Origin of the sequence: Streptomyces hyaluromycini, from assembly GCF_002217755.1 — a bacterium.
GTDB classification, from domain to species: domain Bacteria; phylum Actinomycetota; class Actinomycetes; order Streptomycetales; family Streptomycetaceae; genus Streptomyces; species Streptomyces hyaluromycini.
This window is the reverse complement of record NZ_BCFL01000016.1, coordinates 538,865-552,027: the sequence shown is the minus strand read 5'-3', so window position 1 is coordinate 552,027 and position 13,163 is coordinate 538,865. Positions and strand designations below refer to the sequence as shown.

At 66.7% G+C, this 13,163-nt stretch carries 6 protein-coding genes; 5 read left to right on the top strand and 1 reads right to left on the bottom strand.

Annotated features, from left to right (window positions below):
* Window positions 1-504: 504 nt before the first annotated feature.
* Window positions 505-3,219, top strand: a complete 2,715-nt coding sequence (locus SSP29_RS02480; protein ID WP_089098776.1) for an AfsR/SARP family transcriptional regulator — start codon at window positions 505-507, stop codon at window positions 3,217-3,219.
* A 21-nt stretch (window positions 3,220-3,240) separates the two neighbouring features.
* On the opposite strand, the gene SSP29_RS02475 is transcribed toward SSP29_RS02480, so the two are convergent.
* Window positions 3,241-4,134: a serine/threonine-protein kinase gene (locus tag SSP29_RS02475; protein WP_089098775.1), complete on the bottom strand. Its 894-nt coding sequence runs from the start codon at window positions 4,132-4,134 to the stop codon at window positions 3,241-3,243.
* On the opposite strand from SSP29_RS02475, the gene SSP29_RS02470 reads away from it, so the two are divergent.
* From SSP29_RS02470 to SSP29_RS02455, 4 genes are read left to right on the top strand one after another with little or no spacing between them, the layout of a single operon-like run.
* A complete protein-coding gene (locus tag SSP29_RS02470) occupies window positions 4,134-5,786 on the top strand; it encodes a PD-(D/E)XK nuclease family protein (protein WP_150133416.1) in 1,653 nt (550 codons plus the stop codon). The two genes, SSP29_RS02475 and SSP29_RS02470, sit on opposite strands and share 1 nt — an antisense overlap.
* Window positions 5,735-6,844 (top strand): pPIWI_RE_Y domain-containing protein, encoded by a 1,110-nt coding sequence (locus SSP29_RS02465; RefSeq protein ID WP_275539743.1) that lies wholly within the window; start codon window positions 5,735-5,737, stop codon window positions 6,842-6,844. The genes SSP29_RS02470 and SSP29_RS02465 overlap by 52 nt, the downstream gene beginning before the upstream one ends.
* On the top strand, window positions 6,837-10,406 hold the full coding sequence (locus SSP29_RS02460; RefSeq protein ID WP_150133415.1) for a pPIWI_RE_Z domain-containing protein: 3,570 nt from the start codon (window positions 6,837-6,839) through the stop codon (window positions 10,404-10,406). The genes SSP29_RS02465 and SSP29_RS02460 overlap by 8 nt, the downstream gene beginning before the upstream one ends.
* Entirely contained in the window at window positions 10,394-13,126 is a 2,733-nt protein-coding gene (locus SSP29_RS02455) for a pPIWI_RE module domain-containing protein (protein WP_089098772.1), read from the top strand. The genes SSP29_RS02460 and SSP29_RS02455 overlap by 13 nt, the downstream gene beginning before the upstream one ends.
* Window positions 13,127-13,163 lie beyond the last annotated feature (37 nt).

The following is a 13,163-nucleotide window of genomic DNA, read 5'->3' as shown; positions in this document are numbered from 1 at the left end:
TTCGGTGAACAGTTCGACCTCGTAGGCCCGTTGAGCTGTAGGACGGACCGGCTTCCAAAGCCGACCGCGCCGTGCAACCGAGGTCGGCTCGGGAGCGGGCTGCGGCGTCGGGCGGGGCCTCCGACGGCGGCGAGGTGGCACCGTTGCCTTGACCCTTCGCCTGGATGAGGGGCGGCTGGTGCCACGCTGGACGTGCTTTCGCTGTATGGACTTCATGGGTTTCTCCCTACGTTTCGTTACCTAGTGGTCGGGTTTGTGCCCTTAGGGCACCTTTCCGGATTCGAGTGTCGTCGTGCCCTGCTGCACACACCCCGAGGTATTCCGGCGATCCGTCGGAATGAGTGGGGTGGGGTGATTGCAGCGTGGCAGATCGGTCGAGCAATCGCCAAGCGGCGTGCGTTAGTCGAACGTTAATGGGTGTCCGATGCTCCGTGGCATGCTTTCTCGTGCCGGCCGATGTGGCCGATCGCGGCGTGGGCCGCGGGGATATGAGGGTTGGCGATCATGGAATTTCGAGTACTGGGACCGGTGGTTGCGCTGCGGGCGGGATTGCCGGTCAGGATGAAGTCGGCGAAGTCTCTCGAGCTCCTCGCTGTTCTGCTTATGGAGCCCGGTCATCGTGCCTCGCACGCTAGCGTTACGCGCTACCTGTGGCCGGGGAAGGAAGCGAATGCTAATCGAATTCGCCAGTGTTTTCATCAATTACGGCAATCGTTGCCAGATATCGCCCAGCGGAACGAGCGGGGATACTGCCAGATACAGGCTGATCCGCTGAGTGTCGACTATCTTCGCTTCCGTGAATTCCGCCGCGCTGCAGATGCCGCAGAGAGCACGTCGATGCGGCTCAAGGCACTCAGATCGGCGCTCGGCGAGTGGCGGGGAACACCCCTGGAAGACATGCCGGATGAAGGATTTGAACGAAAGCGCGGCGAACTCATCACCGAGCTGAGGGATGCGATGGCGGCGTGTGTCCTCGCCGAGTTGGAGTGCGGGAAGGCGCCTGCTGCGCTCGATCGGGCCAGCTCCGCGCTGGTCCGCTGGCCGGAGAGCGAGACGCTACTCGAACTCAAGGTGCGTGCCCTGCGTGCCCTCGGCAGGCATGACCAGATCGAGTCGCTGCTCGCCCGCTGGGAGCGGCAGTTTGGGCGGCCCACTGTTCACCTGCTGCTTGTCGGCGAAGCCGAAGAAGCAGGCTCAGCAGAGACTGGCAGCTCGCTGTTGTCAGTGCGTGCGAAGCCCCGGCAGCTCCCACCGCAGCCCGTCGAACTGATCGGCCGTCAGCCTCAGATCGGCCGAGTGGTGAAGACTCTGCTGGGACATACGGCTGGGCGGAGCAAGGTCGTCGTGCTCACCGGCATGCCCGGTGTCGGGAAGACCTTCCTCGCTGTGCGAGCGGCTGCCCAGGTAGAGGAGAGCTTCCCGGACGGGATCCTCTATGCCGACCTCGGCGGATTCTCGCCAAGGGAGCCGGAGCGGCATGGCCCCGTCCTTGCCAGGTTCCTGAACGATCTCGGAGTGCGCCCCTCGACTCCGACGATGGACGGCATGGTCTCGGCTTACCGGACCGCACTTGTGGACCGTGCGGTCCTGCTGATCCTGGACAACGCGCGTGATGAGGAGCATGTCCGGCTGCTGCTTCCCGGACTCGGGGCCAGTGCGGCGATCGTCACCAGCCGTCGCCAGTTACATGGGCTGGCGATCCGAGAGGGAGCGGAGCTCGTAGACCTCCCTCCGCTGGGTCGGCAGGACGCGACCGAACTGTTGAGGACACGGCTGGGTGAAGACCGAATGCGCATGGCCATTCCGTTCGCCGACGACCTGGTCGAGCACTGCGGCGGGGTGCCGCTGGCGCTCGGGATCATGGCCGCCCGAATCTTGCAACGCCCTCCCCAGGCACTCGCAGGCATGGTCCGTGAATTGCGAAAGGAGAGCACCAGGCTGCGTTCCCTTGACATGGGCTCGGAGAACTTGAGTGTTCGCCTGTCGCTGGAAGCGTCCCACAAGCTGCTGTCGGAGCCGGCGGCGAGGCTCCTTTGGCAACTGGCGGTTCACCCGGGGCCGACGGTCAGTTGGGCGGCACTGCGGGCGCTCGAATCGGACAATGCCGTCGGCGTCAGTAACGCGATGGATGACCTGAGGCGGATGAGCCTGGTGACTGAGCCGACCTTCGAACGCTACTCCCTGCATGACCTGATCCGCGTCTATGCCGGCGAACTGGCGGCTCGGCAGGATGAAGCCGAGCGGGTCCGGGTGGTGGAGCGAGTGCTGCATTTTCTGCTGCACAACGCGTGGGTCTGTGACCGGAAGCTGGATCCTGGCCGTCGACTGCCCATTGGGGAACCTCGGGACGTCGAGGTCGTGGCTCCGACTGGCGCGGCGGATGCGATGTCCTGGTTCGAGAGCGAGTACTCGACGCTGACTGCTGCGGTCGGGCTTGCCGAGGATCGTGGACTCGACCGCTACACATGGCTGCTGTCGATGGTCCTGGTGACCTTCCAGTGGCGCTCGGGCCGCAATCTGGATGCGCTCAAGTACCTGACCAGCGCCGTCGATGCCGCGAGGCGGGAGGCGAGTCCTGCGGACGTGGCCATGGTTCACCGGATGCTTGGCGGTACTCACCGGGGCCTCGGGAATCTGGCTCAGGCAACGCAAGAACTGCGCAGGGCGGTACGGGTGAGCGAGGACGACGTGGACGTTCCCGGTGTTGCCATGGGGCGTTATGTTCTAGGCGTTCTGCTGCGCGAGAGCGGCGCACCGAGCGAGGCGCTGGAACATTTCATGGCCGCCTTGTCTGCCTTCGAACAACTTGGCGACCCCCTGGGCAGCGGGGCCGCCCTCAACGGCATTGGAAGTGCCCGCTACGACTTGGGTCAGTACGACGAGGGGCTGGAGCACTGCCTGCGGTCGCTGGCCCTGCTGGACACTACGGATGACGTAAACGGGCGGGCACATGTGTTGTTCAGCCTGGGCCGGATCCGGGTGGCACTGGCGGAGTACGAGGCCGCCGTCATGGACTTTGAGCAAGCCCGCGACCTCTACCAGTCGCTGACCTATGGGAGTCGGGAGGCCAGGACGCTGGTCTGGCTTGCGGATGCGCTCTGCGGTGCCGGTCGGCCTCGGGAAGCTGAGGAGGCGATCGAGCGGGCTCAGGCCCTCCTGGGCGAACTGGGAGAGAGCGACCTCGACGCTGCGGTCGAGCAGTTGAGGTGCCTGCCGTGACAGCGAGTTCTCAAGAGAGGATCACGATCCGGACAGTCCGAGCCGGTACGGGGCCGTCGGGTCGGGACGGGTGGCCTTCGGGGACGAGGCGGAGCCAGGCGTGGGCAGTATCGGCCGTAGATAGCCCAACACCTCGGCCACGCCGTTCGGCCGCTCGTGCGGATCGACCGAGACCATGGCGAGCGCGAGACTCCAGAGTGTGCCGGGGATCTCGGCACGGAAGTCCTCTGGGAAGGCTGAGGCGGTGTCCTCGGGCGGACTCTCCCGGCCGCTGTACGGCAACTCTGACACGGTCATCGCGAACAACATTGCACCGAGGGAGAAGACATCGGCCTGTGGGGTGAGTACTGAGGCCGGGTCGTACTGCTCCGGAGCGGCGTATCCGAGAGTGCCGCGAGGATCGGCGTTCACCTCTCCGACCGGGACAGAGATGCCCACGTCCAGCAGCCGGACCCGGCCGTCGGATTGCATCATCACGTTGTTCGGTGTGACGTCCCGGTGGACATACCTCTCTGCGTGCACGCCTTTCAGAATCTCGCAGAGCTGTGCGACAACCGACACCGCTGCAGCGGCTGGAACGGGATGGTGCTCGTTGATCCACGACGCAACCGTGATGCCCTCGACGAGTTCCATCACGATGTACCGGCGTTTGCTCCACCCATAGCGGCCGTTCCCCAACACCTCCGGGATTCCTGGCACGTTCGACATGAATCGAAGTCGTTCTAGTTCCTCGTCCAGATGCCGACCGAAATAGGAGTAGCTGGTTGTCGATTCGAAGGTGCGGGGGAATTGCGATTTGACCGCCACGTCCTGGCGGAGGTGCTCGTCCCGAGCGACGAAGATCTCACCCTCACCGCCATGGCCGAGCCTTCGCAAAATCCGGTAACGGCCGTCAAGAAGAGTTCCAGGAAGCAATGCATCCGCTCCATGCCAGAAGGGAACCCCCGGTCGGCTCGATCACACGCCCCGGGGCTCAGAGAAGTGAGGGTATTATGGCAGCGAGTTGGCCCCCTGACGGCCTGGTTGGGGATTCCGACGTCATTGAGGTACGCCTCGGCATGTTCGGTCCGGAGCGGTACCGATGCCCGGCGTCCGATGTGTTCAGAGCTCGCGGACTACGGCCGCGCGAGCGGGCCGTTTGGAAGCCCGAGATGCTGAACCCGTTCCCCAACGGCCCCTTCATGGACGCGGCTGACAAACTCGAATGGCCGGTGAATGAGCCGCCGCCGAGCGCGCCCCGCGGTGGTCGGCGGCGTCCGCTGCACGACGGCGTACAGCGGTGGACCGAGCATGCGCTCCGGATGTACCAGGAGGCGTTCCCTGCGGATCCGAACCTCCGACTGACCCCTCGCCCTTGGGTATACAGGTACCATCGCCCGAGCAGCGACGGCCGGGGCACTGTGGAGTACCGGATCACAGCATGGGGACGCTGCTTAGAGCACGGCGACGGTCGCCTGCGTGAGCTACGCCTGCCGGTCAACCGGCTTCGTAAGCGCAGTGCGGCGGAGCGCGCCGTGGCTGCATTGGTCGTGGCGGAGGGGAATTTCGATCCCCGGCTCGAACGGATCAAGGTTATCCAGTTCGCGCTCTCCGACGGCCGAACGGACACGATTTTCGACGGCACTCGGGACGAGGCGTTGGCCTTGTACCGGGCCGCCGGGGCGCCGGCCGTACGCGCACTGCTCGACAGCCAGGAGTACCGCCCCGGTACTGCATGCACTGCGTGTACCGCCGCGCCCGTCTGCCCGGCACTTCCAAGGGCCGAAGGGCTGCTCGGGCTAGCCGATCTGAGCCGGCCACGACGCAGTTGGTCCTCGACCACAGGGCGGGGGCACCAGGGTTGTCCGGCCCGGAGCTATCTGCGCGGCCTTCGGATCCCAGCCGATGACACCGTGGAGCGGAGTGCAGCCGTCGAGCGTGGGCGGGCGGTCCACGCGTTCCTCGCCGAGCGGCATGGCCGACGTCCGCATAAGTCGTGTACCCCCGAGATCCCGGTGGACTGGGTGCCTGAGGGCTACCGACTTCCCGACGAGGAGCGGCAGCTCGGGGCCGAGCTATTGCGTCATCACGCAGAAGTGTGCCCACTCCGTACGGCTGAACCGCGATCGGAGATCCAGACTGAGCCCAGGCTGGTGTTCGACGACACAGCGGCGGACTTGCTGGTCCTGGCGGAGCCCGACCTGCTGTACCGGGACGCGGGCTCCTGGGTCTGGCGGGAGACCAAGACCTCCGCCAGTGACCGGACGCGCCGCAACATACTGGCTACCTACCCTCAACTGGCCCTGGGCGTCCGGATCATCGGCGGTGGCGTGCTGCCCAGGCCGCAGGCCGGAGGACGGGTCGAACTGGAACTGCTGCACCCCGGAGGCGTCGATCTGCGCATCCTCGACCCGTCTGCTCCGGAGACCCAGGCCGCTGCCGAATCGGTGCTGCGTGAGCAAGTTTCGGGCTGGCACGCGGAGACGCTCTTCGAGGCCGTCCCCGGTCCCGAGTGCGCCACCTGTGAAGTGGCTAGATGGTGCTCTGCACGGCAGCCGCAGGGGGATGGAGCGGGGGCAAGCCCGTGAGTGGCGATGAGTGGACGGACGTTGACCTCCTCGCGGAGGTGGCCCGTGGTGTGATCGAACTGACCTCAGTGGACCGGTCGTCGGCATTCCGGCTGCCGTACCCGGCGAGCCTCCAGCTGGCTCTGGACCGCGTGGTGCTGGTGGGGCTGACGCATGGACAACCGGTGCCCCTCGGAGTGCCGGAGTTGCTGTCTTGGTGCAGGGAACGAGGGCTGTCGGAATGGCCGATGACATTGCCAAGCGGTTTCTTCACCGACGATGCCCGCCTGATCGATCCCGCGGCGCGCGAGCCGACCCTGACCTGCGCCGAACTGGCCTCCCATGGCCCGCGCGGCATGCTGGAGCAGGAGGCCGAGACCCTGCTCGCTGAACTCGCTGATACCTGCGGCACCGTGGAGCGGTTCGGCCTGTGCCGTGACTTCCTCATCAAGCGGCCTGTCATCTTCCGGTTCGACCCGATGGAGATGCTCCAGCCGACTGTGGCTCAGACTTGGAAGCTGGTCAAAGACCTCTACGGCCCCCTGCCGGACCGCTTCCCGATCGACGGGCTGGTGCACCGCTGCAAGAGCTGTCTGTTGCTTGCCAAGCCCGTGACGAGGGCCGGTCCCTGGTGCGAGGGCGGTTGTCCACCGGGGGACCGCGAATTCGAATCGTCGCAACAGCTCGGGCACGCCCTGGCTCTGCCGTTCGGGCTCAGGCTTTTCCTGGCGCTCCCCGGCCGCACCGAACATACCGTCCGTTCCCGTCTCGCATCGCAGGCCCAGTTGCTCCCGCTGGGCCTGGGCGTCCACCGCGTCGTCGGCCACGACGGGACACTCCTCACCTTTCAGGTCCACGACAGGGAACAGCCCGCTCCAGCCGCCCTGCGGGCAGCGGATGTCGCTGCCCGGCTCGGCGGACCTCTTGACGTCGTAGTCCCAGACAAGCTTGCGGCGCGCCCCGGGTACCGGCAGGACTTCGACCGTGCGATGCCTGCCGACGCACGGGTGCGCCTGATGTCCGCGAGCGAGTTCACCACGCCGAAGCCGACCGGCCGAGCGAGGAGGAATCATGCGTAGCACCGCCCAGTCGCTGGGTGAGGTGGTCGACTGGCTGTTGAAAGCCGCACCGCAGCTGAAGAGAGCCCGGTTGGTCTCCCTTTGTGAGATCGAGGTCGGTCTCCTCCTCCAGGAGCGATTTGCTGTCGGCGCGCCGGCAGCGGATGCCTGGACGCTCTTCAGCGGGTACCCGTTCGCGTGGGCCTGGGAAGCCGTAGATGCGGCCGGGCAACGAACCCTCCGCACGGCCCGGCACACACTATGGACCTGGGGCCGTCGTCTGGCCTGGACCGAGGCGCTTGAGGAGTACCAGCGGCTTGACCGCCAGCTCCGTGCCTACGAGGTTGCCGATCCGGGCCTTCCGGCCGTCCGGCGCTCCTCGTTGTCTGTGGCGCCGGACCGTTGGGAGACCTACGAGCTGCTGCTGCGCGAGGCACCGGTGTTTGCCGGACGGCCCTTGGCGTTCGCGAAGGCCGGCCGACATGCCTTCCCGATCGGTCGGCATCTGACCACCGTCCAGTTCCCCGAACAAACCCTTCCGCCACCGATCGGCCATGACCTCGCGGCGCACCCGGCGAACGGGGGTGAGCCGCTGACCTTCCAGTGGGACGACCTGGTGAGGACCGCGGAGTTCATGGACTCGGTGAAGTCCGAGAATTGGGCCGGACGGCTGGATGCGATTCACCTTTTCACACGCCAAGCCGGGAGGTTCGAATGCGCGGACACTTTCGAGGTAGCGGGGATCCAGCATCTGCTGGGCATCGTCGGTGCCGGCAAGAGCACTCTGCGAGACGTGTTGGCCGTGCACCTGGCCAAGCGGGGCCATCGGACGACCGTCGTCGTTGGGGACGTCGCCGAGCAGCTCAAACTGGTTCAGCTGTACAACACGTACGTCCCGGGTTCGGCCGCCCCGGTGCTCGGCGCGACGGGCCGTCAACAGCACGCTGAACGGCTGCACCGGCGACTGGTCGGTCGTGGCGCGCGCAATCTGCTCGCCCACGACGACGCTGGGTTCGCGTACCTGAGCACGTCCTGCGTCCTGAACGCGTTGCGGCGCACGGATGGCCAACTCGCCCACGACCTGCTGGGTTTCGGCGAGGCGCCGTGCACCAGGCTGCAACCGCCCGGCAGCCGTGGCGATTACGCGGACGACCTGTGGGTACGGCGCCGGGTGGCCTGCCCGTTCTGGTCGGGCTGCCCCCGTCATCACGGCGCCCGCGAACTGGTCGATGCGGCTGTCTGGGTCGCCACACCCCCCAGCCTGATCGACTCGGCGGTGCCACACGTCCAGAACCATGAGCGCATCCGCTACCTCGAACTCGCTTGTCGGCGCAGCGACCTGGTGATTGTCGACGAGGCAGACCGGGTCCAGATGCAACTCGACCGGATGTTCGCGCCAGGCATCCCGCTGATCGGCGGCGGTCCCGACACCCGGTCCTTCCTCGACGATGTCAACCAGCATCGCATCCGTGAGTTGGCCGGTGCAGGACGGATCCAGCTGTCGGACCGAGACGTCGAGAACTGGTCGGCCGCTGTCAACACCACACAGACCGCTGCCGACCGTCTGGTCGCCATGCTGGTCAGCGATGTCGGCCTGCGTGATTGGGTCAGGACGGGTTACTTCAGCGCCTGGACGCTCCAGCTCCGCCTGTTGGAGGAGCGGTACCCGTTGCTGGAGGACTACGACGGCACTCAGACCGAGGCGACGGAGTCCGGCGCCGAGCGTGCCCTTCGGGAGTCGCGACGCCGACTGACCGAGATCCTTGACGGCTTCCGAGAGAACCCTTTCGGCGACCGGCGCCCGGTCCCCGAGGACGGCAACGCACTTACTGGCCTGCTGAGCGAGCTTCTGCACACCAACTACCGTGAGCACACGCGCAGTCGGCTGGAGAAGGTGCTCCGCGACCTCTTCGATCTCGATCCGCTCCTGGAGTCGACCGACGAGAGCCGGGAGCGCTACCAGGAGCTACGCGCCCGCGCCCATGGTGAGCGGGGGCGGAAACCTGCGCAGCGTGCCACGAGCCGCAAGACGTCCAGGCGTCAGCGGAAGGACCGCCTGCCAGAGAATCCGGACCAGTGGCTGAATCTGCTGATGACCCGCTTCGAATTCACTTTGTTGCTCAGCGCGCTGGAGCCCAAACTCTCTCTGATCAACGCCATGTGGCCGCGCGTCGCGGCGGCACTCAATCTGGGTTTCAATGAGATGTACCGCAGACCGCTCGACTACGGCCCGATGGTGCCCGAGGCGCCAATGGGCAATGTGATCGGCTTTCAGTTCCTGATGGAAGGCCCGGACCTCGGTGGAGCGCGCACTGGAGAGTTGCGCTTCTTCCGCTGTAGCGGGGTCGGCCGGGAACTGCTCCGTGCGATGCCTGACCTGCCGACGGTGGACGGTCGGCCCGGCACCAACGTCCTGCTGATGTCGGGCAGCAGCTGGGCCGGGAGTTCCAGTCGCTACCACATCCCGGTACCCATCGGCGTGATCATCGAGCCGGATCCGAAGGAACTGAAACGGATCGCTGAACAGAGCGAGTTCCGCTTCGAGTTCGTCCGCGACGACTGTCAGTGCCGTGTGGCTTGCGATTGCCAGGTACCCAACGAGGCAGAGCGGCTCTCCGGTGAGCCGCTCGACCAGCGAGCCGCCATCCTGCGCCGAATGGCCATTGCCCTTGGTAAGGACGACACCGGAATCAGCCGTCTCCAGGAGGAGCTGAGGCTTCTCCCGGAGAGCCGCCGCCATATCCTCCTGCTTGTCGGCAGCTATGAGGAAGCCAAGCTCGTGGCGGACACCCTGCACACCCTCAACAAGCGCTGGAGGGGCAGAGTCCGTCGTTTGGTGTCCGACGACGACCCCGATGCCGGCACTTGGCCGGGCGACGACGAAAACCATGCTCCCGTTCTGCGCCGCGGCGATGTGGAGACGCTGGCCAACACCAGTGCCGAGATCTTGGTGGCACCCCTGCTCGCGGTGGAACGCGGACACAACATCCTCGATATCGACCGCCGGCACGCCGCAATCGGCTCGATCTACTTCCTCGCTCGGCCCAACCCGCGTCCCGACGACCTCGGCCTCGCGGTGCACGCGATCAACGACTGGATCGTGCGTGCCATCGACGGCGGGGAGTTCGCCGACTGGGTCCGAGGCGAGCTCACCCTGGGTCTGGGCGCTCGCAAGGTCAGGGACCTGGCCCGTTCTCAGTGGTACCGGGTACTGGCCAGAAGCATGGCCTGGAGCCGTCTGAGCGACGACGACCGGAAGCAGGTCACCTGGGATCTACTCGTGCTGATCTGGCAGGTGATCGGCCGCTCCGTGCGCGGCGCGGTGCCCACCCGGGTCGCATTCGTCGACGCCGCGTTCGCGCCCAACCTGGCCACCGGCCAGTCGCCAGGTCAGCTGGACACCCCGACGACCAGTCTCCTGCACAGCATCCATGCCGTGCTCAAGCCCTACTTCACCCCGGACGATCTTGTGCCCGCGGCCGACCGGCACATCGTTCAGGCGCTCTACCGGCCGATGTGGGCTGCCCTTGACCGCTGCCTCACCCAGTTCGCCGACGAAGGGAACACCGCATGCACCGCCTGATCAGCACCACCGCCTACGAACCGGACCCGCAGGCCGGAGCCTGGGCCGAGCAATATCGCGTCATGAGTTTTCCTGAGGAGTGGCGGACCGAGTTCATGGACCTTTATCGGCGACGGTGGCGTCGCCGGGAACAACCGGTTGGCCTGCCGATCAGCAAGCTCAATGACCTGCTTCGGGCCACAGCCCCGGGCCTAGTGGCCACCGGGCGGGGAGCCGGAAACAGTGCCGAGTCGCCCTGGTTCTACGCGTCCGAGGAGATGCCAGCCGAGTTGGTCGCCCCGCTGCTGGTGTCCTGGGTGATGACCCTGCCGCCCGGCGCCGACTCCGATGCCGAGCGTACGGCCGACCACCAGGCGGCTCTGGATCGGGCACTGGCGTTGATCGACCAGCACACCCCGCAGTGGCGGTACGAGTCTGTGGACCTCACCGCAGCAGAGATCTCCCCGGGTGGCACGGCACAGCCTGACAGGAGGCTCTACCACCTGCTGCCCGAGTGGATCGGCGCCAGGCTCGCCGCCAGCCCTCTCCACCTTAACGGCGTCCACCTCTCCTTCCGGCTGGTCACCCGAGACCAGGGAGTCGAGCTGGTCAGCTGGCCGCCACGGACGTACACGCGAGGAAAACGCGCCTGGTACTACTCGGGTCTGGTGACCATCACCCTCCAGACGGTGCCGTTCGCCGCGCGATTCCGGGTGCATGTCTCGTACGGGATCCGCCGTTGGGCCACCGGATCGCCCGTACGGCTGCCAGAGGGCCGAGGTGCGACTGCCCTGCTCGACGCACCACTGCCCTGGCCTGGGGCTGCCGGTTCGCGCCGACGGCTCACCGCCAACTCCCTGACCTTCGACCGCAGCCTTGGAGTGCTTGCCTGGAGTCGGCATAGCCTGGTCGACCTGCTGCCCGAACTTGACGTGCTTCGCGCCTACCCCAAGCCGACCGAGTTGATCACCGAACCGGTCGACTGGATCGAGGGCCGCGACGGAGTTGCCGCAGGCATCCTGCACAGCACGGCGATGGGTCGGCACGGCGTCGGCACTGGACTCATGCCACTTGAACGTTCGCTCCTCGACCGTTGGTTTGAGGAGAGCCTTCGCCCCGTCCTTCGTCGGGTGCCCAACCTGGAACGCGCGCACCGGAAGGCCAAGCCCGTCCTGCTGCCCACCTCGCAGGCGAAGGATCTGGAGAAGCAGGAGATGCGCTCCCGACAACGCGTGCGAGCCCGGCGCGATGCGGTACGTGCGGCGCTCGACGGGCAGCCGCTGCTCGTGGACATGGTCTGGCAGACCGAGGAGACCCGGGACGAGTTGGTCGCGGCGCTCTGTGAGTGGTTGGGACTGCCGACCGGTTCCGGAGGAGCGGAAGACGACCGTGAGTGGCAGGACGGAGACCTGCATGTTGTGCTCCGTGCCCGGCCGCTCGGGGCTCTGGGTGCTCCGCTGGAGGTCATCCGGAAACCCGGTCGGTCACGGGCCCAAGCACTGGCCGAGGCCGTGCAAGAGCGGGCCGCGCGAACAGCTGCCCAGTTGGGCCCCGGAACCGGGGTGGTAGGGCTGGCGATTGTGGAGACACTAGGCCCCGATCGGTTCTCAGCGCAGGACTCCGACCCTAAGCCGGCACTGCGGCACGGCTGCGCCGCGGCCCGGCGGGTCAGCCAGTTCATCGTCGTACCGGAGGACTCCGACGGGGCCGTGGCGCTACGCGCCCGGTCCGCCCTGGCGGACGGGATGCGCCAGCTCGGCGCCGTGGTCCCGCCGGATCAGCGGCTGGACGAGGTATTCGCGGACGATCTCCAGTACCTCGCGCTCTGGCACGTCCGGCGACAGGCCAACGGGCCAACCCGGAAGACCGGACAGCGCCTGGTCGCCCTCCGGATCCGCCCACATGATCCGGTGCACCCCGTACGAGGGTGGGACGACGTCCGCAAGGAATGGGTGCCTTACGCCCAGCTGCTCCTCACCATAGCCACTGATGGTGCAGTTGCGGATGCCGCCGCAGCGAGGACCCGATCAGGCCCATCCGCCTCGACCACCGAGGAGCGGCGCGAAGAGGTCGAGCGCCAGATCAGGTCGTTGCTCTATCAGGTGCGTGACCGGCCGACCCTACTGCTGGCGAACAGCGGCAATCTGCGTGAGGCTTGGCCCGGCCTCAACAACGGCCAGTTGGGCAGGGACATGATTAAGTTCCACGGTGAGCCGCCTGCCCGGCTCGCGCTCTTCGGGAGGGACCTGCGGATGGTGTTGCTTCGGGACGCTAACAGCCGTGGCGAGACACCCCAGTGGTACGCACCCGCCGAGACCGATGAGGAGACGCCGGGGTTCTCCGCCGGTCTGTGGGCGGCACCGGACGCAGGCCCGGACGGCCGGGTGTTCATCAGTACCGTCGGCAAGCCGCCATCCGCAGGCACGGTGCGGAACGACCTGCGCAAGCTGGTGCCCGACAAGGACTGGCCACACGGCCCTGCAGCCACGGCCTGGAACCCGCAAGCTCTGGAACTCACAGTGCTCGGCTGCCTGTCCGCGTCGGCCCTGGCGGCCGCAGGACGCACCGGCATAGCTCCGGACCGGCCCGCAGTGGTAGCGGCGGTCGCCCACCAGCTGCGCTTTCACGATGAGTACCATCCCCTCTCTCGACCGCTCCCACTTCACCTTGCGAAGCTGGCCGAGGAGTACTTCCTGCCGCTTGCAGTGGGCCATGGCTCCGGCGACCGGGCAGGACTCTGAGTAGCCGCCTGCGACGTGATGCTGGCCGCTTCACGGT

Coding starts and splice junctions, on each gene's coding strand:
- SSP29_RS02480 (WP_089098776.1), top strand. CDS start 505: ATGGAATTTCGAGTACTGGGACCGGTGGTTGCGCTGCGGGCGGGATTG.
- SSP29_RS02470 (WP_150133416.1), top strand. CDS start 4,134: ATGCATCCGCTCCATGCCAGAAGGGAACCCCCGGTCGGCTCGATCACA.
- SSP29_RS02465 (WP_275539743.1), top strand. CDS start 5,735: ATGGTGCTCTGCACGGCAGCCGCAGGGGGATGGAGCGGGGGCAAGCCC.
- SSP29_RS02460 (WP_150133415.1), top strand. CDS start 6,837: ATGCGTAGCACCGCCCAGTCGCTGGGTGAGGTGGTCGACTGGCTGTTG.
- SSP29_RS02455 (WP_089098772.1), top strand. CDS start 10,394: ATGCACCGCCTGATCAGCACCACCGCCTACGAACCGGACCCGCAGGCC.